The 23137-nt window shown below is 60.2% G+C and carries 17 protein-coding genes and 1 riboswitch; of the genes, 14 read left to right on the top strand and 3 right to left on the bottom strand.

Translation table 11 applies throughout. The annotated features are described in order from the left end of the window. The first annotated feature begins 20 nt into the window (after positions 1-20). From H1B37_RS05005 to H1B37_RS04945, 13 genes are all read left to right on the top strand, one after another. A complete protein-coding gene (locus tag H1B37_RS05005) occupies positions 21-1766 on the top strand; it encodes a dockerin type I domain-containing protein (RefSeq protein WP_182865522.1) in 1746 nt (581 codons plus the stop codon). A 32-nt stretch (positions 1767-1798) separates the two neighbouring features. Continuing rightward, complete coding sequence (locus tag H1B37_RS05000) at positions 1799-2935, top strand: aminotransferase class I/II-fold pyridoxal phosphate-dependent enzyme (protein ID WP_182865521.1); 1137 nt, start codon at positions 1799-1801, stop codon at positions 2933-2935. A gap of 174 nt (positions 2936-3109) precedes the next feature. Further along, positions 3110-3186: riboswitch (cyclic di-GMP riboswitch) on the top strand. Positions 3187-3246: 60 nt separating this feature from the next. After that, positions 3247-3678, top strand: coding sequence for a response regulator transcription factor (locus H1B37_RS04995; protein WP_182865520.1), 432 nt, complete (start codon positions 3247-3249; stop codon positions 3676-3678). Between the two features lie 69 nt (positions 3679-3747). After that, positions 3748-4020: a hypothetical protein gene (locus H1B37_RS04990; RefSeq protein WP_182865519.1), complete on the top strand. Its 273-nt coding sequence runs from the start codon at positions 3748-3750 to the stop codon at positions 4018-4020. A gap of 31 nt (positions 4021-4051) precedes the next feature. Then, a complete protein-coding gene (locus H1B37_RS04985) occupies positions 4052-4597 on the top strand; it encodes a chemotaxis protein CheW (protein WP_220498048.1) in 546 nt (181 codons plus the stop codon). Next, positions 4594-6009: a methyl-accepting chemotaxis protein gene (locus tag H1B37_RS04980; RefSeq protein ID WP_220498047.1), complete on the top strand. Its 1416-nt coding sequence runs from the start codon at positions 4594-4596 to the stop codon at positions 6007-6009. The genes H1B37_RS04985 and H1B37_RS04980 overlap by 4 nt, the downstream gene beginning before the upstream one ends. Continuing rightward, positions 6006-9008, top strand: coding sequence for a hybrid sensor histidine kinase/response regulator (locus H1B37_RS04975; protein ID WP_182865516.1), 3003 nt, complete (start codon positions 6006-6008; stop codon positions 9006-9008). The genes H1B37_RS04980 and H1B37_RS04975 overlap by 4 nt, the downstream gene beginning before the upstream one ends. Before the next feature lie 83 nt (positions 9009-9091). After that, positions 9092-10747: a response regulator gene (locus H1B37_RS04970; protein WP_182865515.1), complete on the top strand. Its 1656-nt coding sequence runs from the start codon at positions 9092-9094 to the stop codon at positions 10745-10747. Beyond that, a complete protein-coding gene (locus H1B37_RS04965; protein ID WP_182865514.1) occupies positions 10744-12402 on the top strand; it encodes an FHA domain-containing protein in 1659 nt (552 codons plus the stop codon). The genes H1B37_RS04970 and H1B37_RS04965 overlap by 4 nt, the downstream gene beginning before the upstream one ends. Positions 12403-12539: 137 nt before the next feature. Next, the gene (locus tag H1B37_RS04960; protein ID WP_182865513.1) at positions 12540-13370 is read left to right on the top strand and encodes a hypothetical protein; all 831 of its coding nucleotides are present in this window, start codon (positions 12540-12542) and stop codon (positions 13368-13370) included. A 15-nt stretch (positions 13371-13385) separates the two neighbouring features. Continuing rightward, entirely contained in the window at positions 13386-14432 is a 1047-nt protein-coding gene (locus H1B37_RS04955; protein ID WP_182865512.1) for a formylglycine-generating enzyme family protein, read from the top strand. A gap of 87 nt (positions 14433-14519) precedes the next feature. After that, complete coding sequence (locus H1B37_RS04950; protein ID WP_182865511.1) at positions 14520-15428, top strand: TRAFAC clade GTPase domain-containing protein; 909 nt, start codon at positions 14520-14522, stop codon at positions 15426-15428. A gap of 5 nt (positions 15429-15433) precedes the next feature. Beyond that, complete coding sequence (locus H1B37_RS04945; RefSeq protein ID WP_182865510.1) at positions 15434-16207, top strand: GAP1-N2 domain-containing protein; 774 nt, start codon at positions 15434-15436, stop codon at positions 16205-16207. Between the two features lie 21 nt (positions 16208-16228). On the opposite strand, the gene H1B37_RS04940 is transcribed toward H1B37_RS04945, so the two are convergent. Beyond that, entirely contained in the window at positions 16229-18016 is a 1788-nt protein-coding gene (locus tag H1B37_RS04940) for a M64 family metallopeptidase (RefSeq protein ID WP_182865509.1), read from the bottom strand. Between the two features lie 442 nt (positions 18017-18458). Between H1B37_RS04940 and H1B37_RS04935 the strand changes: the two genes are divergently transcribed. Continuing rightward, positions 18459-19241 (top strand): DUF1444 domain-containing protein, encoded by a 783-nt coding sequence (locus tag H1B37_RS04935; RefSeq protein WP_182865508.1) that lies wholly within the window; start codon positions 18459-18461, stop codon positions 19239-19241. Between the two features lie 47 nt (positions 19242-19288). On the opposite strand, the gene H1B37_RS04930 is transcribed toward H1B37_RS04935, so the two are convergent. Together H1B37_RS04930 and H1B37_RS04925 are read right to left on the bottom strand one after the other, a co-directional pair. Next, a complete protein-coding gene (locus H1B37_RS04930; RefSeq protein ID WP_353620780.1) occupies positions 19289-20509 on the bottom strand; it encodes a DUF1552 domain-containing protein in 1221 nt (406 codons plus the stop codon). 102 nt (positions 20510-20611) lie between these two features. Further along, the gene (locus H1B37_RS04925) at positions 20612-23116 is read right to left on the bottom strand and encodes a DUF1592 domain-containing protein (RefSeq protein ID WP_182865507.1); all 2505 of its coding nucleotides are present in this window, start codon (positions 23114-23116) and stop codon (positions 20612-20614) included. Between the last annotated feature and the right edge of the window lie 21 nt (positions 23117-23137).

The following is a 23137-nucleotide window of genomic DNA, read 5'->3' as shown; positions in this document are numbered from 1 at the left end:
CCTGCCGCCGAGGCTGTGTGATGCATCGAATCAATCGTCATCGACGAACCAGCCTCACACGATCGCTGGCGTTCCAGGCGGTTGAACCACGTCGCGTCCTGGCCGCCATGGCGATGGAAATCTATGCCTTGTCGGTCGTCAATCAAATGCGTGCCGACCCACCGGCCTTCGGCAATTCGCTGCAGGGGATGATCGACCAAACCGTTGATTCCGCCCACGGTTATGCGTCCAGCGATCCCGTTTGGACGGACCTTCGCGATGCGATCGATGTTTCGCTGACGCCATCCAACGTCACCGCGGCGATCGATCTACTGCAATCGACCGAGCCGCTTCCGCCATTGACCTGGGAAGACTCGCTGCAGGCCAAATCGGCCGTTCACAACGACTGGATGCAAAACCATTGTTTCACCCACAGCACGCCGGCCGGTGCGTCGGCGCTGCCCTGTTTTGCCGCGTTGCCGGGGCTGACGTATGACCCGCAGGGCGCCGCGGCGAACCCGGACATCATCAGCGCCGAAACCATGGGGCCGTGGAGCAGCGGCAGTTACAGCGAAAACATCGGCTACCAATCCGGCCCCAGCATGCCCGCCACACGGGCGGCACATGCCGTCGGCAGCGACGGTCATCGTCAGCGCCAGGCGTATTACGACATCGTCAACTTTGTGCTGGAATTCAATTCATCCAGCCTGGGCCATTTAGAGGCTTTGCTTCAGGACCGCCGCGACGCGATCGGGATCGATTATGCCTTGTTGGACGGGTTCAGCAACACTTCGTCGGCGACGAACTTTTTGGCCACCCACACGCTCTCGCGGAACAAAGCGTTTGGCGCGTACCTGACCGGTTTGGCCTACACCGATTCAAACCAAAACGGACTGTACGATATCGGGGAGCACACCGGCGGTTGTGTCTCTGTGCTGGACCTCGCGGCGGGAACATCGACCGAACACTGTGTCGCCGCGGGGGCCTATGGGCGGCTGTCCGTGTTTCTTCCGGCCGGACAATACCAGGTGACCGGCGGGGCGACGACGATTGCGGTCGACATCGGCTATGTGTCGGACAATCAGAACGTTGATGTCACCGCTGCGCTCAACGACACCACCGTCATCGACGTGCCGCTGGATCTGGCCGGATACCAACCGCTTTTCGCGTCCTCGGTGGTCGGGACGCATCAGGTGTCCGGGGACGAATTATACCATGTCCTGATGTTTGACGCCGATCGTGACGCGACGCTCAGCGTTCAGCCCACGCCGGCCGGTGCGACGCCGGCGTCGCAAGAAATCTTTGTGATCGACGAGGCGTTTTTTGACATCGCCACGACTGACGTCGCGGGCGTCACCGCCGACGTCGTCGCAGGCGGGCGATACGCGATCGTTTTTCTGGGGAATGCCCAGGTCCGAACGTTTGACGTTTCAGTCTCACCGGGCGACGGCGTGCGGCCGAGCATGACCAACCTGATTGATTTTGCGGACGTCAACGGCGACGGTGACGCGAGTCCGCTGGATGCGCTCAACGTGATTAACGAATTGGCGCGACGGCAAGGCCCGTCGCCACCGGACTCGTCGTTCTTTTACGACGTCAACCGAGACGGCGAGGTGACGCCGCGTGACGCATTGAACGTTATCAACGAAATTGCTCGACGTCCCAGTCCCGCTGAGGCAGAATCCACGGCCGTGCCTCAATCACTCGTCCCGCCGCTGTCTCGGCGACAAGCAAGTTTCAGTGACGGGATCGACCACTTGATGACCGAGATCGGTCGCCTGTTTTGATCAACCGCTTTCTGGTGAAACTGTAGACCGCGATGTGGGATGATCTGAACGAAAACCTGGACAGCTTGCGGAGCCAGGGGCGGCTGCGTCAATTGCAGCCGCGCCGCATCGAGGGGGTTCATCTGATCGACCAGGCGGGGCGTCGATTGATCAATTTCGGATCCAACGATTACCTGGGTCTGGCATCGTTTTTGGCATCCAAGACGATCGATGTTGATTCGGTCGGGGCGCGTGCGAGCGGGCTGGTTTGCGGTTGGACCGATCGGCACCAGTTGCTGGCGGAAAAAATCGCCGCGTTTGAGAGAACAGAAGCCGCGATCGTTTTCCCTTCCGGTTTTGCCGCCTGTTCGGGAACCGTTTCGGCGCTCTGCCGACAAGGCGACTTGATCCTGAGCGACGCGCTGAACCATGCGTCCCTGATCGATGGTTGCCGGCTGTCCAAAGCCGACCGCATCGTTTACCCCCACCGCGATGTCAAGGCGGTCGCCCGGTTGCTGGCACAGCACCGCACGCAGTACCGGCGTGTCTGGATTGTGACCGATTCGGTTTTCAGCATGGACGGCCACGTCGCGCCGCTGCGTGAATTGTGTGGCGTAGCGTCCGATCACGATGCAACGTTGATCGTTGATGAAGCTCATGGGACCGGGATCCTGGGGGACCACGTTTCGGGGGCCTGCGAATCATTGGGCGTGAAGGATCAAGTCCCGATCCGCATCGGAACGCTCAGCAAAGCGCTCGGCGGCCAGGGCGGTTTCGTCGCCTGCCCGCGTGTGGTTGCGGAGTTTTTGGTCAACCACTGCCGTCCGTTGATCTACAGCACCGCGTTGTCGATGCCGGCGGTCGAGTCGGCGATCGTCGCGTTGGAACATCCGGATGAACTGCGGCGGCGACGTGAATTGGTTTGCGCGTTGTCGCGGCAATTGCGATCGCAGTTGGGACTCTCAGGCGTAACGGCGATCGAGTCTGGGATCCCGATCATACCGATCCCGATCGGATCGGACGCCGAGGCGGTCGCGGCATCGCAACGGTTGTATGAATCGGGGATGTTTGTCCCGGCAATTCGGCCGCCGACGGTCCCCGAAGGCCAGGCGCGACTGCGGGTTTCTCTCTCGGCCGACCATCGTGCCGAAATGCTGGGGCGATTGATCGAGGGTTTGCCGTCTTTCTGATTGACGGACACTTTTCACGGTTTTGCTTGACTCTCTCGTGGAGTGACCAACCCTTCACCAGAACGACCCGGTGTTCTCGTCGAGATTCAAGGCGAGTCCACGGAGCGTTTATCGATCGATGATTCCGTGTCGTCACGGGGCATTCGAGAGAGGCGTGCGGCCGCAAAACGGCGCTCGCGAAAAAGGCAAGCCGGCCGCGAGGCCGAGCACGCAAAGTGACGGGTCTCTGTCGAGATGGCCGCACTACCGAACGAAACAACCCCACGTCTTCGCCCGCGACAGCCCCGTCGCAGGCATGCCGGAGTCAATTGATGACTGCTACGAAACCGACCCCCGGTGCTGCCGTTCGTGTCGGATCCACGTCCACCTCGTCGGCTCGAACGATTCTTGTCGCCGACGACAGTCGGACCGTCTTGCGACTTGTCGAACGCACCCTTCGCGAAGCCGGCTATCACGTCGCCTTGGCAGCCGATGGACGCCAGGCGGTCGACGTGGCGATGGAAGCCGAACCGGACTTGATCATCCTGGACATCAACATGCCGGTCCTGGACGGTTATGGCGTCTGCCATGAACTGCTGGCCGACAAGGCATGGGACGGGGCGACTCCGGTGATCTTTCTGACCAGCGCCGATGCACCCCACTTGGAAACACTCGGCAATCAGCTCGGCGCGTTTCTGTCCAAGCCGACCGAGCCCGATTTGTTGCTGGCGACCGTCGAATCGTTGCTCGCCCGCGTCGCTTGACGGTGCCAGGAAACGTTACCGAATCAATGCTTCTCTCTGTTCCGATTCCACTGCCCTGATGTGTTTGCGATGAGCACCGGCCCTGAATTATCGACCAACGACGATTTCGAACTGAGTCTGGAAACCCTGGACCAATGGGAAACCGAACTCGACCAGTTCGCCGCCGGCATCATGAAACGGCTGTCCGACGCCAGCGGAAAGACGATCGACGTCAGCGGACTGATCCCCCAACACCAACCCGCCGATCAGAACCGAGCCGCCAATCAGGATGGAGCACTGCAAGCCGATGAGAACAGCGAGGCGTTGCGTTTGCTGAAGTCCTTGCGTGACATGAGCCAATAACCCGATCCATTTTCAGCCCCTAGAAGTTTCGATGGAAAGCGTGATTTCCAACCAATCGCGAATCGCCAATCTGAGCGACAAGCATTGCATCTTCCGATGCGGTGACGTGATGTTCTCGCTGCCGGCAACCGCCGTCCGCGAGGTCACGATCATGCCGACCGTGGTCCCGGTGCCGCTGAGCCATCCGTCGCTGGCGGGAATCGGAAACCTCCGCAGCGAATTCCTGCCCGTCATCGATCTGGAACCACTGATCGGAAACCAGGCCCGATTGGTTGCCGACACCAAGCAACTGTTGGTGATCCAGTGCCCGCTCGGATCGTGGGCCATCGCGATCGACAAGGTGGTCGCGATCGACGGCATCGAAACACACATCGACGCCGGCTGGCGCAATGAAAACGCGATGTCGGTCTTGATGGGTACCGCGACCTATGACGGCAAAGTCATCAGCGTCTTGGACGTCAACGGGCTGCAACGCATCGCACAACAGACGCTTGAGGACCAATGGCATGGGTCCGGACCTGCGTTTCCCTCCACCGTCCCCACCACATCGTCCGCTTCCAAGTGGAACGCCGTATGAAAACCAACCTCACCTTTTTGACAAGTCACTCCCTGGTCGCGGTCGTCGCAACGGCCGCCGCCATGGCCGGTTCCTCGCTCTCGACGCAATACCAATGGGCGGTCGTCATGGTCGCCGCGTTGGCGGCCGCCGGCGCCGCTTCGCTGCTGCTGGCACACAAGGTCAGCAAAGGCATCGGGCAGTTAAAGAAAATGCTGGTCGAGCGGCAACAGACGATCGTCTCCAGTGGGATTCGCGAAATCGACGAACTCGGATCCACCGTCATGCAAACCTCGTTGCGGTACGACGAAATCGAAGTCGCCAGCCGACAAAGCGCTCGCGAGTTGCAATCCATGTTGTCCCGACTGTCGCGTCGCGAAGGTTTCGATTCGGCCGACATGGGTGAATTCAAGTCCGCGCTCGGCGGCGTCGGCCGATCGCTTAGCGAACTGATGGGCCAGATCGAGAAAGACGTCGTGGAAATCAGCCGTTGCAATGCCGACATCAACAGCGCCAAACAATCCGAGGCGACCTACCGAACGACCGCGCTGCTGCAAAATCTGACCAACGGCGTCGAACGCGTCGCCGACCGATGTGCCCAGTTGCAACAACAAATCGGTTCGGCCGAAAAAGCCGTCGCCAAAGCGATCGAAAAGACCAACGTGTTGACCGAAGGGGTGCACCGCATTCGCAGTTGCAGCGAGACGAGCAAAAAGAAACTTCGCTCGCTCGGCGACCCGACTCGCCAAATCGGCAACATCGTCGGCACGATCACCGATATCGCCGCCCGCACGGAAATGTTGGCCCTGAACGCTTCGATCGAATCGATCCGCGCAGGCGAGCACGGACGGGGGTTCGCCGTGGTGGCCGACGAAGTCCGAAAACTGGCCGAGCAAACCTCACACTCCGCTCGCGAAATCGGCGTGCTGGCCGAATCCCTGGAGATGCAGACCACCGATTCCCTGGCCGTGCTCAGCCGAGAACAAAACGAGGTCGAATCCGATATCGCCGTGGTCGAGGCGATTCGGGAAACGCTCAACGAGCTTTCGCAGGTCACCGCCGCCGGGATGTTCGTCGTGTCGGATCTGTCACAACAGGGCGACCAACAACAAAACCTGGTGCAAGGGCTGGCCGGTGGCATCGATTCGATCGCCTCGGCCCATCAAGCCGACCGCAAACGGGCCGACCACGCGTCCTGGGCGATCAAGTCGCTCGCGAAAACCGCCATCGACCTCGATTCCAACATCCATCGGCTCCGCGGCTGTACCAATCCCAATCTGGACGTCACCCCCGCCGAACGGCGACAGTTGCTCGAACTGGCCAACCAAACTCGGGCCGAAGCGACGCCCGATGCGGCCGGTCGCCAGCAATCCGGCGGTCGACAGGAAGCCGGCCGACATGAAAACACCCGCGTCACGGAGGAGGCCAAATGAGTACCGATGAAACCTCCTCGGGCGCATTCACCGACCACGTTTTCTCGCGGGAAAGCGGGACGGGCGATGCACCGAAACCGGACAACTCCGGCCGCATGGCGGACTTTTCCACCGCGGTCGACTTGCTCCACGAGTTGACCCATGCCGGTCTGGAAGACATCGACGTGTGTTTGCAAGACACCGTCGAAAAACTTGGCCGGCTGGCCGACAACGTCGAACACTCACTCTCGGGCTTCAATGATGATGACCCCGACGTCTTGGAGTTGGTCGATTTCGTCGTCCAAAGCAGTCACTCCGTCCGCTCGGTCGCACTCGGAGATCAATCCGGCGATCTGGACCGAGAACAACTGGACTTGTTGAAAGAAGCGGTCGAGCTGCGACTCGAATCCTGTGACACGAGCAGCGATTTCGACGGCAGCGATTTCGACGGCAGCGATTTTCAAGACGATGACGACGCGCGCTGCGAAACCGACGGTGACTGGGACGGCGGCGACGCAAATTCCACTCCGGAACCCGATGTCGTCGCGCCGACTCAAGCCGAAATCGCCGAACTGCTGCGCAGCCTGAGCGCCCAGACGAGTGCAATCACGCCCGATGACGCCGGCGCCGACGTGGATCCTGCGATCGATCCGCACGTCCCGGACCTACCGGCCGAATCACCCAGCGACCAGTCATCCGACGATGATGTCCACGTCGCACCAATTCCGACCAGTTCGATCAAAGTCGGCGGCAGCGACATCGCGATGCCGGCGATCGACGAGATCGACATCGATGACGAACTGCGCGAAGCCTTCATGGACGACGCGACACGCGGGCTCGAGTCGATGGAGCAGGCGTTGCTGGATCTGGAATCCGATCCGAACGACGAAGGCCCGATCAAGACGATCAGCCGCGAACTGCACACCATCAAGGGCGCTTCGGCCAGCATCGGCATGTCCAATCTGGCCGACTACATCCACGAAGTCGAGGAGCTGATTCGCCAAACGCAAGATGCCGGTCGGCCGGTCACACCGGAGTTGTTGTTGCCCCATGTCGATCTGATTCGCGCACGCGTCGATGGGGATGATGCGGAAGCGACGACGGAACCCCTGGCCGCCGTTTCCGCTGCGCCGTCCGACGCCGCAAGGGCAAACAGCTCGCCGGCAAGCAGCTCTCCCGCCCCCAACGCTCCGGCAACCAGTCAGCCCGCCCCGGCCGCGCGACCGGCAAAGAAGAACACGCTGGCGGACAGCCACGGCGACGACGAAACCGTCCGCGTCAAAGCGTCCCAGCTGAATCGGCTGATGGACATGCTGAGCGAACTGGTGATGCTGCGAAACCAACGTGACACGGAGATCTCGGAACTCAAAGGCATTCATGACGAATTGATCCACAGCGTCACCCGGATCCGCATGCTCAGCCACGAAGGCGAGGCGTTGTTGGCCGGTGACAGCTTGGCCAACCCGGTCCTGGCCGAGGACGGCGTTTCGTTCTCGCACCTCAACGAAGTCGCCAACGACGTCTTGGAATCGGCCCAGCGGTTGCGTGACTGTTATCGCCCGGTCGCCGACGGCAATCAGGCGGTGTCACAATTCATTCGCAACTTTCGACTGGAGTTGGTCCAACTGCGACGGATGCCGGTTTCCGGTTTGTTCCGTCGACTTCACCGTGCGATCAGCGACGCGGCACGTACCGAACAAAAACAGGTGCGTGTGGAATTGGTCGGTGAAAACACCGGCATCGAACGTTCGCTGCAAGAAAGAATCTTTGAGCCGCTGTTGCACATCGTCCGCAACTCGGTCAGTCACGGCATCGAAACACCCGGGGAACGCGCCACGGCGGGCAAAACGCCCCAGGGCGTGGTCCGGCTGCATGCCCACTCGGGACCGGACCTGTTGGTGATCGAAGTCAGTGACGACGGCCGCGGGTTGGATTTTGATGCGATCCGCCGACGCGGAATCGAGCGGGGCCTGATCGATGGCGATAAATCGGTCAGCCATGCCGAGCTGTCGCGGCTGATTTTCAACCCCGGCTTCTCCACTCGCGAAGCCGCCAACCAACTCTCCGGCCGCGGCGTCGGGATGGACGTCGTCGCGTCGACACTGGAGCGGATGCGCGGCTGGGTCGAAGTCGATTCGGAGCACGGGACCGGGTCGACGATCCGATTGTCGCTGCCGCTGCCGTCGATGATTCAACACGCGATGGTGTTCCGATCGGCGGGACAGCTGTTCGCCTTGCCCGCTCAGTCGGTTCGCCGCACCGGCGAATTTGACCCCGAGTATTCGCCGATCGACCTGAATGAAATCCTGTCGCTGCCGGTTCACGATCGCCTTGCCCAGGGCGATTACTCGCGCCGCGCCATCATTGAACTCGCCAGCGGAGCGGCTTCGGTCGAGGGCGAAACGGGCGGTGATTTTGCGTTGTTGGTCGATCGCGTCCTGGGACCGGAGGAAGTCGTCGTGCGGCCGATGCCTCCGATGCTCAAATCACATCCGCTGTGCATCGGTGCGACGCTTTCCGGGATGGGAGAGGTCGTGCTGCTGCTGGACCCGCGTGGATTGGCCGAAGCCTCCAAGGGCAGCCGTCAAGTGGTTCTGCCGGTGCCCACCGAAAAGCGACCCGCCGACAAAGATTTGCCAAAAATCTTGGTGGTCGACGATTCAAAAAGTGCAAGGCTTCGAGTGACACGTGCACTGGCCAAATATCCGGTCAATGTCATCCAGGTTGAAGACGGACAAGCCGCGGTCGAGATGCTGTCCAAAGACAACTTTGCAACCGTGTTCAGCGACATCGACATGCCGCGAATGAGCGGGCTGGAGTTGCTGCAAACGATCAAGGGCGATCCGAAATTGGCATCGACCCCTGTCATCGTGATCAGCAGCCGCAGTCTTGAAACGGCGGGCAAGCAGGCCCGCCAATTCGGTGCAATGGAGTACATCCAAAAACCACTCACGCCCGAACGTTTCGACGACGTTGTCGAATCACTCGATTGGGCAGCCCTATCCCCCGAACACCCCTAAAGCTCTTCCGACCGCGGCGCGTTGCCCGATTCGAAGACCCTAATCCACCCTCGTTCATTTTCCGTCACAGAGGAATCAGTTTCATGGCCGAAAAAAAAGTCCTGGTCATTGATGACAGTGCCACCATTCGCAAGTTGGTCGATACACACCTCAGTCCGGCCGGCTATGCGGTCACGTTGGCGCCGACGGCCGAAGACGGTTTGCAACTGGCCGAGGAAATTCGCCCGGATCTGATTTTGTTGGACCACCAACTGCCCGGAACCACCGGCTTTGAAGTCTGCCAACAACTGGCCGCTTCCTCGACGCTCAAAACGATCCCCGTCGTGGTCAGCTCGACGCTGCGGAAAAAGGCCTACGTGGAGTATGCCGATCTGGACAACGTGGTCGACATGTTGCCCAAGCCGTACACCGAAAACCTGCTGCGGACCACCGTCGAAAACGCAATCGAAACCGCCGCGATGATTGTCGAATCCCAGACCAAGGGATCCGCCGTACCGGAGATCATCGGCGAGACGTCCGAGCCCGATCTGGCCGGCCGATTCTCGGTGTTCGGGATCCGCGAAGTCGTCGACTTTCTCAACAACGGCCACAAACAGGGCGTGCTGGAAATCGAAGCCGAACGCCTTCGATTGTGGATCTATCTCGACCGTGGACGCGTCCAGGGAATCAGCGCCACCGGGCTGCAACCCGAAGAGACGCAGATGGTCGTCGATCGGCTGCCCGATTCGCTGCAAAGCCTGGCCGAAGTCTTGCGGCTGACCATCGCCGGACGTGGAACCGCCGAGTTCGACGGGTTCGTGCAATTGATGGACAAACGCGTTCTGGACCCTCGTTTGACGGCAAAACTGTTGCGTTTTCAAGCCGCAATGCTGATCGGATTGGCCATGAAACGGCCGCTGAAGGGTTACCAATTTCGTGTGACGTCCAACTTCCCCTCGCTGCAACGTGATCTGCCACTGGAAGTCAGCTTGATGGGATTGCTGGTCGAACACGCCCTCCACTGCGATGTGTCGGAGATCCAGGCCGACGATTCGGCACTGCGTTATGTCCGCCGCGCCATCCGTGGACAGAACTTGGACCGCGCCGGTTTGTCGGCCAAGCACATGAAGGTCATGAATCTGTTGAGCGAGCCACGTTCGGTCGATGAGTTGCAGAAACGACTCGGATGGGACCGCGAGGAAGTTCGACGCGTCCTGTCCGGATTCGTCGCCGCAGACATCTTGGAGTCGCGTCGCGATGAAAGCGAAGGCAAGTACATCGCCTATGAGACCAACGCCGTTGCCGCCGCACAGCTCCGCGGTGGACTGAAACAAGCGTCCGGCAAATTCGTCGGCAAGATCGTCCGCGACACGCTGACGTTGCAATTGCTGGTCAAGCGAACCAAACCCGATGCGGTCTTCTTCGGCATCGACACACCGCAAGGCTGTGACGCCATTCGTGAAGCCTACACGTCGGCACGCGAGGCATTTGGAGACGCTCGGAAAATCGTGTTGGCCCCGGCCAAGGTCGTCGACGACCCCAACGTCCCCTGGAAAAAACTGCTGGGATTCACCCCCGATCGGCTGCTCCGTTCTCCTTACACCTGCGACACGCTGATTCAAACGATGAACGAACTGGATTCCATCGCGGTCGTCGATTCGCCCAGCGATGATGCCCCGCAAGACGCATCGCACGCGGCCACTGGCCCGGCCGTGGTCGCGACCGATCTTGAGACCCCTGTCGCGGAGACCCTGTCATGATTCGATCGACTCAAGCAACCCTGGCCGGATTCAAAATTCGGCTGAACCGACAAAGCGCCTCGCCGATCGACCATGCCCTGGAAGAAGGCCGCAGCGTCTTTATCGGGCAAAGCTCCTCCTGTGGTATCCAAATCAAAGGCGACAAGGTGGCCGAAATCCACTGCCTGGTCGACGTCAATGACGATGTGGTGTCGATCCAAGACTGGGCATCGGAGGCCGGAACAAAGATCAACGGCGTGGCGATTGATGACAAGACCGAGATTCAGGTCGGGGATTCGATCGTCGTCGGATCGGTCACCCTGGAATTGGTCGGTGGCCCCAGTGGTGAAAAAGACGCCCAACGCAAGGCGCAGGAACTGGCTGCGAAAGCCGCCGAGGAAGCACGCGAAGAATCGGTCGGCATGGAAACCTTGGGCTACGATGATCCGCCCCGCGACACGGCGCCCACGCCGGTGCCGACGCAGACTGCGACGCCGATCGTCCCGCCAGCCGGCGGGCGACTCAGCGACGCCTTCGTCGAACCCACCGGCGGACCGCGTGAGGAAGATTTCAACCAAGCGTTGGTCGATACGGTCCAGCTGGACAGGCCCGAACAGGACAGGCCGGCCGTGGACATTTCCGACACGACAAAGTCAGACACGCCTGCCGTCGATCCGCCCGCGGCCACGTCGAACATCGACGTCCCCGTGGAATCCGAGGACCCGTCGATGGACGACGATTTCGCGCCGAACCATTTCACCGCCGAAGATCTCGACTGGGACCCTTCTGCGTTTGAAGACGATCAAGTGGATGCCGAAATCGTCCAACTGCTGAAATCCGAAATCGAAGATCTGCGGATTCAGTTGGCCGAACGCGACGAGCAATTAGCCGCGTTGGAAGGGCTGGGGGCCGACGACGATGGTGCCGCCGCGACGTCCAAATCCGGTTCGACCGACGATGATTTCGGCGGCAACGAATTGGTCGGCCGCGTCGATGACCTGCTGGCCGAATTGGCCGAGCACGACGAACGCGTCGCAACACTGCAAGAACTGTTGCAAACCGCCGAAATCCAGAACCAAGCCGAACGCGAAGAACGCAGCTGTCTGGAAAACTGGGTCGGCGAAATCGAACAGCGGATCGGCGAACGTGAATCCGAATGGCGAGCCGAACAGGATGCACTGCGTGATCGCTTGGAGGCGGCCAACCAGGAACGGGATGAGATCCAACAGCAGTTGCACGTCGCTGCCAAACGCTACGGACAGGCATCGGTCGGCGAAGTCGTCCCGGATGAAACGCTGCAAAAACTGCAGAAACAGAACGCCGAACTGCAAACCGCGCTCGAAGAATCGCAAAAGCAGTGCGTCAGTTTGAATCGCCAGATCGAACGTCTGCAATCCGAAGAACCGGAATCGCTCCAGGAACTGCGCGCCGAGTTGGCTCAGGAAAAGGCGTCGGTTTCACGCATGCGGTTCCAGCTGTCCAAACAGCTCCAGGAAATCGACTCCGACACCGAGGCTCCGAATCAACCGGACGGTGAGTTCACGTATAAGTTGCAGGCACTGCGACAGCATCTTCGAGAGATTCACGAAGAAGAAAAGATCGAACGCGAACAGAAGGGAGAATCGCTGTTGGGGCGAATCTCCAATCTCTGGAAACGTGTCGATGACGAGTATTGATCCGCTCCTGCTGGCTTCGTCGTACTAATCTCAAACCCTGAATCGATATGACCGATCGAAACGACATGTTTGCTCCGTCGGGTCTGGCAGTCGGAAACGACTCGCCGGATGCGGGCCAACCTCATTCGAGTGCGCCCATGGATCACTCGCAAGCCGAAGCGATCGGTTCCATCGTCTTTGACGTAGAACATTTCGCCAGGGGATGGATCGGCCGCATTCGTCGTTTGATCCATCGGTCCAGTCAGTTGATCGAACGCGAGTCGTTACTGGCCGGCGCGATCGCGCGATTGGACCAGCAGAAAACGGAATGGAGCAAGCGGACCGCGGCCAAAGAGGAAGGGTTGCGGGATCAGTCCAAACGGCTGACCGAAGCCTGGTTGGAGGTCGAATCCGAACGCCGCAAGGCGATTCAAGGCGCCCGTGCCGCGGCGACCGGGGGAAGCAATTCGGGCGTCGCTACCCCCGTCGCTGCCGTCGCCGGCGTGCCGGTCAATCCGCCTTCGCCGATCGCCCCGACAACCAACATCGCCCCGACAACCAACATCGCCCCCGCCGGAACATCGCAAGCGTGCGTGCAACCGCCGCCCCCCGGACAGGGCCAGATGCCCGCGGCTCCTCCGCCGGTCAGTGTCAACGTTCCGGTGTGCGCACCAAAAAACGCACTTGCCGGCGATGGCACCGCAACCGCTCGCGTGATGCCCGTCGGAAATGCCCCGGTCTTGCCCAACCAACCCGTCGTCGGCCAGCCCCATGCTGCCGATCACCAAGACCGCAGTCAAGCCGCGAGTGACCAGGCTGCCAACGAGCGTGCTGCCATGGAAAAGGCTGCCATGGAAAAGGCTGCCATGGAAAAGGCTGCCATGGAAAAGGCTGCCATGGAAAGGGCCGAAGCGGAGCGGCGACAAAGGATTGAACAATTCAAACGCATGCAACGCACCATCCAATCAAACCGTAACCGTTCAAACTAATTGCTGGAGACCATCGTGTCATTCGCCACCCTTTTCAGCCGGCCACTGAGTGTGTTTCGTGCATCGTTCTCCGCCGCGAAGCCCGATGGCTCGGCCGCCCCGCCGCCGACACTTGACTTTCCCGACGCTCCGCCGGACATCCGAAAACTGGTGCGTCAGCGGCAATACGCCCACATCGTTCGCCCGATCGATGGCATCGCCTTTGACCCGGACTCGTTACGCTACGCCTGGAAAGCGATCGATCACGATATGGCCTATGTGCCCGGCGGCGAGGTCACGTTGCACGGCGAATATGCGACGACGTCCGACGAAGGGTTCGTGCTCGTCCCCCAAGTGATCGGGACCAGCCGCACCGAAGCGATCTACTTAGACCGTTGGTGCGTGACCAACGCCGACTACCAACGATTTGTCGACGACGGTGGCTACGAAAACATCTCTCTGTGGCCCGAACAGATCCTTGAATCGGTGCTTCGATTTGTCGACCGGACCGGTCGCCCCGGACCCGCACAGTGGGAAAAAGGCGCGCCCGTCAAAGGCACCCTCGCCCATCCGGTCGTCGGCGTCTCGTGGTACGAAGCCAACGCGTACGCACAGTGGGTCGGGAAACGGTTGCCGACCAGCGCCGAATGGCAGCGGGCCGGGACCTGGGGAACGACCAGCAGCGACACGCTGAAAGAACCCAAGTACCCCTGGGGCAATTCATTCGACCCTCACTATGCCAACACCTGGGCATCGGGACGACACCGCACGGTCTCGATCCACGAGTGCCAAGGCGGCAATACTCCCAACGGGATTCGGCAGTTGATCGGCAACGTGTGGGAATGGATGAACACGCAATACTTGTTGGCGGCGACCGAAGAAATCACGGTTCACATGACCGACCCGATGGCGGAGATCCGCGGCGGTGCGTTTGACAGCTACTTCCATTCGCACACCAGTTGCCAATGCCGCAGTGCTCAGTCGCTCCTCTCGCGAAAAAACAACGTCGGATTCCGATGTTGTTTCTCCGCCGAAGGCCTCGACCCGTCCAGCGAGGATGATTCGCCGTCGATCGATGGCTGATTCCATCCCGATCCCAACACTGACCCTGCACCGCTTCACCCGACTTCATCTTGTCCCCGACATGCGTCTTGATGACGAAGAACAATCATGAGTAACAGCGAAAGCTACAACACGGCGTTGTGTTACCAGGACGCCCCTCCATGCGTCTGTTGCGATTCGCAAATGACCAGCATGGACGACTATTGCGAAGAATGCCAAACCCCGGCAGAAATCACGCATTCGGTTTCCCAACGCCGCGCGCGGCCACACTTTATTTCCGTCGTCGGCCCCAGCAACGCCGGCAAGACGGTCTATCTTGGCCTGCTGTTGGACATGCTCTGTGGCGGAGCGAAGGATTTGAAGGGCGTTCCCAACGGCGCCTTTTCGATCAAGCTGCAGGAACAGGTCGTTTCCGCATTGGAAGAACGGCGGTTCCCGGAAAAGACGCCCAATGAATCCGACCTCTGGAAATGGCTGCACTGTGTCGTCACCGACTCGTCACAGCGAAAGGAAAAAACGGTCGACTTTGTCGCGCCGGATTTCGCCGGTGAAGCCATCGCGACCGAATTGGAACAACCGGGCACGTATCCCGCCGTCGGCCACATCGTGCAACGGACGTCGGCGTTCTTGCTGCTGTGCGATTCCGCCGAGGTCCGTGACAACGGCGCTCGGGAAGACCTGTTTGCGATGAAACTGGGCTCGTACATCTCGCAGCAACAATCGCTCTCCGAATTGGGCAAGTCGCGTGATCTGACTCCGGCCATCGCGGTCGTCTTCACCAAGTCGGACACCTGCCCCGAAGCGGCCGCCGATCCGCAGCGATTCATGGCCAACAACATGCCCCGCTTTCTGGATTATTGCCAACACAACTTCCCACGCCACGCGGTCTTTAGCGCCAGCGTCGTCGGATCGTCGGCCCTGCTCAGCAACGACGTCGGTGGGGTGGCCCGCGTGCCGTTTCATATCCAGCCTCGCGGCGTGATCGAACCCTTGCATTGGGCCATCCAGAACAGCTAAGTGAAATGCAAGTCGAACAAATCAGCTACGGTTCGCTCAAGCGGCGGCGGATGAAGGGGTACCAGATCATCGGCAAATCGCCCGGTGTCGATGCGACAGTGTCGAGCGAATTTTGCAAGTGGGCGCCGTCACACAATTCGCTCGAGGTGGCCGGCGATGCCGCCGCCCAGGATGCCTGGGGATTGAGCTTTTTTCCCCTGTCGGACTACTTCTACGCGGTCGCCCGCAGCGTTCATGGCGGCCCGGAATACAGCGGACGCGGCGGGCTGGCCGTTGTCACCAGTGCACTGCTGATGACCCGAAAACAACTCGTCGCCTACGAGTTCCATGCCGTCGATACCGCCCGCACGGCGCTGGCGCTGGGGAACCTGATCCTGAGGATGGACCAGGACGAAACGCTGCCTACGGTGACGCTGACCGCACGGCCGTTGTCGTTGCAGCAACCGACCAGCGATTTCACCGATTCCAAACCGGCTCGTTTGCCGGGACACGCCGTCAACTGGATCGCCCGCGAAACCGTCAGCCTGCTGCGTGACAATCGCAAGGTGATGATCGTCGGAAAGTGTGATCCGTTGCCGATCTTGACCCTGATGCTCGATCAATTGACGCCGACCGAACGCAGCGAAACCAGTTTCGCCTGTGGCCTGAAACCGTCCAGCCGACGTGACTTTCGCGTGCAAGTGACTCAGGACCCGATGTCACCCAAACTGCAAAAGGAACTGGACCGATCCGGGATCGCCCCGATCGACGTCGCTCGCGTTCTGGTCGAGACCAGGTGACGCGCTCGCGGTGTTCATGACTTAGAACGGCAACGTCGTTAGCAACCGCTGGCCGAATCGGCCGTAGTCTTGGCCATCGACGTCGCCATCGCCGTCTTCGTCAAACCAGGGATCGAATCGGTCGCTGGTCGCCGATCGCAGAAACGTCTGTCCGAACCGCCCGTAATCTTGTCCATCGACATCACGGTCGCCGTCGCGGTCGCCGAACAATCGAAACAACGCGTCGACCGCCCGATCGCCGAACAGGTAATCGTCCAGCATCGGGTGACCGCCGGCGGTGGTGGTGACCGCCGATGCGATGACACGCAACGTGTAATTGCCGTCGACCAGCGAGTGCGTCCCGATCGTCTGACGCGGACGCACCGAGTTGCCGGGCAGGAATCTCATGTCGGCGACCGTGCCGGTCGACGTCGTCGACGTCGTGACCTCCAACGCAATCGGCTGCTGCGTCTGGCGATTCGACAGAACAAACGAGGAGGCGGAGACATCGACGAAGGTGTCAAACGTGACCTGGATCGACGTTACCAGCGAACGACTCGGATCGCCACCATTGATTTGGACGCTTTGCACCTGAGGTGGCGACTGGACCTGCACCGTCCAGTGGATCGTTTGCTCCAGTTTCGATGTTTGATGCCGCACCCAATCGGTCGGATCATAAACCCGCGCCGAAACGTCATAGTTGCCGGGTGCGAATCCGGCCTCACGCAAGTTGAAGGTTTCGTCCGTCGCGCCGACCACCTCAACGCCGTCAACGGACCATTGAATGTCCTGAACGTCCAAATCGATCGCCTTCACCCAGACCTCCGGTGCAATGCCTTGGATCGTTTGAGTGTTGTCCAGCCAATCGTCGACGGGATCCACCAAGTCGTAAATGTCCAGGATGATCTTCTCGCGGCTGACCGCATCAAAAGGCCGTCCCAGGCTGCGCATCTTTGAATTGTTCGACGGACGAAAGATGCCTTGGTTGAAGTATCGGGCTCCCTCGTAGGCGTCGATCGTGCCGATGCCGGGCTGGTCGTATCCCAGCCAACGTTGCCACTTACTCCCTTGCGGATCCGTCGTGACATTGACCTCGGAAGGCTCCGACCCGGTGTAGTTTGCGGAACCACCGTATTCATCGGCCAAATTGTTGAACGAGTGCGCGACCTCATGCAATGCCAGCTCGTTGGCCGAACTGTTGGCACCGGCAAACACGGCGTAGCTGCCGCCGCTGCCGCCGTACTTGGAATCGTTGACCGAAACGAACTGCATTTCGGCGCTGAATCCCGCGCCGGCGAGCGCCGTGTTCTTGGCCTCATTGGCTTTCGTGTTGTTGATACAAATCAAACGCTCGATGTTGCCACAAAAGTAATAGGCATCAAACGCCGTGTCGACGAAGATCCCATTGGGGGGCTGGTCCGCGCCGGATTCGTTGGAAACCGTGTTGATCCGATGGGCATTAAAGAAGTTCGCATAGCGGGGGTAGGGATCCTGTCCCGCATTGAACAGGTACTCCAGCATTCCACCCACGTGGTCGGCATAGACCGTGTCGATCTGTGACGCCGTGTAGCCGTCACCGAGAATCACGATGTCCACGCGATTTTCCGACGGGCCAGTTTCAAGCACGGTTTCGAAACCCGTCGTTTGCGCCGCTGACGCATCGACCGCGAGTGCATTCAATTGCACCTGAGGTTCAAACGGTCCGATCCTCCAGCCGTCCGCACCGGCAGCCTGGGCCTCCATCGGTGGCGCGGTCGCCGGATCCATTGGGGCGGCGGAGGAGATTTCAGCAGCCAATAACCGCCGCGTTTCGAGCGGTTCAAAACGCAATCGAAATCGACTTGTTCGTTGACGATGCACTGCGATCGGTCGGCGAGAGGAACGTGACACGGGCGGAAAACACATCGGGGAATCCTTGACGACATCCTAGTTAGCTCGATTCGCGATTGGGGAATCGTCCCAACAAAACCACTCCGACAGACAGACATCGCGGGGACCATTTGTGACTCTCCGGACACTGCGTCTCCGATGGTGTACCTCTCCGACGGCTTGAGGGGCAACACCACTCCCGTTGCGGGGCACGCAGTCACCAGGGAGTCGCGGCAACGATCGGTCCCGCCAACTCCGCCTCAATTTCGAACACCGGTCGTGGCAGGGGCATGCCGGCACCGGGCGATGTCCTGGGGGGCATCGCACTGGGATTTCGGTGTTTCGCGCGGTAAACTTGAAAATTCGATGACCGAAATCGCTTTTCTGACCGCTGGAACCTCCCATGCTCGACGCCTTTACCAATCGGGTCCTTGCTGTCGTTCAACGCGAGTTTCCGACCCGTGGGTTTCGGCTCGGCGAGGAATTGGGCGTCATCACCAACGGATCGGCAAAGTTCGGGATGAGCAACCTGTGGGCGCAATTCCAACAATCCCCCATGCCCGATGAAGAGTTCGACCGGGTGATCGTCGAGAACTTCGCCGGCGCGTTGAAATTAATCGACGGTGCGGTCGACGCGATTCCACAGGCATGGGAAGACGCCAGACCGCGGCTGCGAGTCCAATTGGTCAGTGCGAAAGTCACCGATGTCGGTCGCGCGATCACGTTTCCGTTCGCCGACGACGTGCACTCCAGTTTGGTCAGTGATTGTGACACCGGCTATGCCTACATCAGCAACGAAGACCTCGAGCGATGGGGGCAATCGGCGCTCGACGCGATCGAAATCGGAAAGATGAACATCGTCGCGTCCAGTCCGACGTTGCCGATGACGGTGATGCCCGGCCCGGCACCGCTGGTGGCCATCCAAACCGGTGACGGTTACGACGCCGCCAGAATTCTGATCCCGGAGATCCGCGCCCGAATCATTTCCGAGTTGACCGGTGACGAAGAGGGCGAAGTTTATGCCGGGGTCCCCAACCGCGACTTCTTGGTCGCCTGGCCGATGACGCTTGTCCCCGATCTCCACCAACAGCTCAGCCAGACCGTCGCGATGGACGCCCGCCGTCAATCACACCCCTTGAGCGAACGCGTCCTCCGTGTGACCAAAGAGAAAATCGCGATCGCCTGACGAATACCGTCTACCGCGCGCATGCGTGTTGGTGCCTCGCCTTTTCGCTACATCTCCAAGCCGCGGACGTTGTCGTTGGTGCTGGATCCGAAGTGATCGATTTCCAAGCCCATGCGTCGGGCCAGCGGAACGAATAGATTTGCAAGCGGCGTGTTGTCCGTGGCGTCATGCGCGACGTAGTGACCGTGTCGGTAACCTCCACCGGCCAGCAGAATCGGCAAGTTGTGCCAGTCGTGCGCCGACGCATTGCCGAGGTTAGATCCGAACAGCACCGCGGTGTGATCGAGCAAGTTCTGGTCATTCTCGCCGACCGCCTTCAAGTCGGCCAAGAATCCCGAAAACGCTTCAAACTCGGCTTCTTCGATCAGACGGAGCTCCGCGATCTTCGCTTCATCTTTGCCGTGATGCGAAAGATTGTGCCAGTCCGTGTTCACCCCGGGAATATTGCTCGGGACCGCGTTCATGCCTCCCAACGATAACGTGATCACGCGCGTCGAATCGGTCTGCAGTGCCAACCGTATGATGTCGTACATCAATCGCTGCCGGGCGATGATATCCTGCTTGTCGGAGATGTCTTTCGGCGGCGGATCGTCCACGTGCGGCTTGGGACGCTGGGCCCACTGCCGCGCTTGCCCGATGCGCGTTTCCAGATCGCGAATGGATGAGTAGTACTCGTCCAGTTTTTGAACGTCTTTCGGTCCCAGCGATCGCTGCAGTTTTTGGGCGTCGCCGCGGACGGTATCCAGGATACTGCGGCCCCGTTGGAGTTCGCGCATCTGGGACCGGACATCTGATTCAGAACCGTTGACGAACAGTTGCTCGAACACCTTCGCCGGTGAAGATTCCGCGGGAATGTTCACGCCGCCGGAGGTCCATGACAACGAACCACCGCCGTTGGACAGACACAGGTAGGGAAAACGTGTCGCACCGCCCAGGTGGGCGGCGATCTGCTGGTCCAGCGAGATCGTGTTCTTGAACCCCGCCAGCCCGGGACGTTGGGCCGACGTCAGCCACGTCATGCTGGAGGCATGCCCGTTGTTCCCGTTCTGATTCGGATGCGACAAGCCCGAAAAAAGCGTGAGGTCGTCGCGATGCTCTTGAAGTTTCTCCAAATACGGCGTCAGCTGATAATCGCGTCCCGGCTGGTCGGGAAACAAAAACGGGGCGTGAAATCCCAGCCCACCACAGATCGCAATGAACCGCGGCAAAGCGGGGTCACGCGAATCACCAAGAGCCGGCTGCATCGCGCTGAGCAGCGGCAAAGCCACCCCCGCCCCGGATCCCCGAAGAAAGTGGCGCCGAGACAATGCGAGGTTTCGAAAGGGTGGCTGGTTCACGATCTTTCTCGTCAATCGATGACAAAAGAGTATTTACTTCGACAGGAAGATTTTGCTCGCCACCGCGGCGTGAAGCAGGTCTCGGGCGCGGTAGTGATTCTCCGCAGCAGCGGTGACGATCCGATTGATCTCCGGTCGATCGGAAAACCCAAGTTCACGCCCGGTCGCAAACGTCAACAGTTTGACCACAAATGTCTTGGCCAACATGCGCTCCTGGCCGGCCAGGGTATGGCGAAACTGGCGGAAGCCGGCAAACGCAGTTCCGTCGAATTCGCCTGAGGCATCGACGGCCGGCCCGAGTCGGTAGCGGACCTTGCGCCCATTGACTTCGGTGTCCACGCGATCGCCCTCGCCGAGCGATCGATAGCGATCCCGATAGCCTCCGATCGGGTTGAAGCACTCCAGCGCAAATCCGGGAGGATCGATCTTGGCGTGGCACGAGCGACAACTTTCCGAATCGCGGTGCCTGTCCAGCAACTCACGTAACGTCGTCGCCCCGCGGATGTCCGGTTCAACTCCCGGGATCCCCGGTGGCGGAGGTGACGGCGTGACCCCTTGGATGCGTTCCATCACCCACGCCCCGCGCGTCACCGGTGACGTATTGGTGCCGTTGGCCGTGACTTTCAATAGGCTCGCTTGGCTGAGCAATCCGCCGCGAATCGAATCGGCGGGCAGGGAAACCTTGCGAATCGCAACGCCATCGACCGGCGGCAACGCATAATGCTCCGCCAGACGACTGTTGAGCATCGCAAAGTCGGATTCGATTAAATTGCGGATCGGCAGGTTCGATTCGATCATCTCACGCAGGAATGCCAACGTTTCACGCGGCATCGAATCGCGAAGAAACGGGTCGAACTCGGGAAAGAGTGTTTGATCCGGGGCGGTGAAGTCCATTTCACGAAGGTCCAGCCAACTATCGGCAAAGTCGACCAGAAAGCGTTGGAAACGTTCGTGCCGGATCAATCGATCGGTTTGGGAACGCAGCCCCGCGGCAGCGGTCAGTTGGCCGGCTCCGGCCGCGTCCATCAACATTCCGTCGGGCAGCGTCCGATGCAGAAAGTATGACAATCGGCTTGCCAGGGCATAGTCGTCAAGCGCGCCGGCCGGTTCTTGCAGGTACAGAAATCGAGGCGAACAGAGGATCGCGGTGACCGCCGTCCGAAGAGCGTCTTCGAACGATTCACCTTGATCGACTTGCTGGGAAAAAAGCGAGACATACGGCGCCAAGTCATCGTCGGAGACCGGTCGTCGCAAGGTGGCTTCGGCGACACGGCGCAGGGACGTCGTTGCGGCGGCGACCGGGTCCGACGGTTCGATCGAGAACTTCGGAACGTACCAGGGCTTGCTGCGGTCTCGCGGATTCCGCGGCGGGATTTCGATGCGATCCAGGCCGTCAAAGATCAGGTGATGCCCAGGCGACGGGTATTGATCGACCAGCGGCCCCTCGACGGTCACTTCACCGATTGCCAACCCCGGGCCGTTGTATTGATCAATCGAATCTCGTTTGTACCGCCCTGGGTCGTGAATTCCGTAAGGCTCAATCGCCAACATGTAGCGTGGCTCGATCCAAGTTTCGAACTCAAACGTCGTCGGCTGGTTCGGTCGGGCTTCAAAAAACGCATAGATCGGCTTGTCACTGCCGGCGGCGAAACTGGTTCCACCGACCGAAAACGTGATCGGTTCTTCGGATTGATAGGCGTACCCGGTGACCCGGACGCGGTAGCGTCCCGCTTCGTTGACGCCGCTGCCGCGAAGCATCCCGGTCGGATAACCGCCGCCGGCAAAGCGGACGACGAAACCGTCATCGAGCAGTTTCCATGCTTTGCCGACATGCTGTTTGGCTTCGCGTGTGTCCTTGTACCACGCGGTCAGCGTTTTCGGCTCTGGTGCAGCGGTCTGTTTCGCGATCGCCGTCTCCAGCACCAACTTGGCGGCATCCATGTAGCGTTGCAGGTGGACCATCGACAAGCCGAGGGCTTCTCCGACGGTGTCAAATTCGTGCGACCGGGCATCTTCGGGCAGCATCGATTGCAGCTCCAGATTTGTCCCGAAGACATCATTGAGCGTGTTTTGGTATTCGCGACGGTTCAGCCGCCGCAGCACGGTCGACTTGCTTGCCGCATGGACCTCGGTCAGCGGTTTGGAAAGCAACGCGGCGAAGGTGTCGACGTCCGCGGGGAGTGGCTGATCGGCATCGGCCGGCGGCATCTCTCCGCCCCTGACACGGTCATAGACCTGTTCCCAACGCGCGAACGTGGCCGGATCGGTTAAGTCGGCGCGCAACCGCTCCGTTTCAAATCCCCCCTCGTCGGCGCCCCCGGCGTGACAGTCGTTACAGTACTTGGAAAAAAATGTTCGCAGCGGTTTGTCGAAACCGGCGTGGTCCTGGATGGCAACTTCGATTCGATCTGTATCCGGTTCGGCGGAAAACGCGGTCGTTGCGGACAACTCTAGATGCAACCAAACGATGGCCGCGCAAAAGACGGCTCGCACGGCGGCGCGAAGCCAATCGGAGGTGGTGAAAATCGGTAGAGGCACGGGGGAATCTTCCAATCAGAT

This window comes from Stieleria mannarensis (assembly GCF_014154935.1).
Classification (GTDB): Bacteria; Planctomycetota; Planctomycetia; order Pirellulales; family Pirellulaceae; genus Stieleria; species Stieleria mannarensis.
This window is presented reverse-complemented; position numbering and strand designations above follow the sequence as displayed.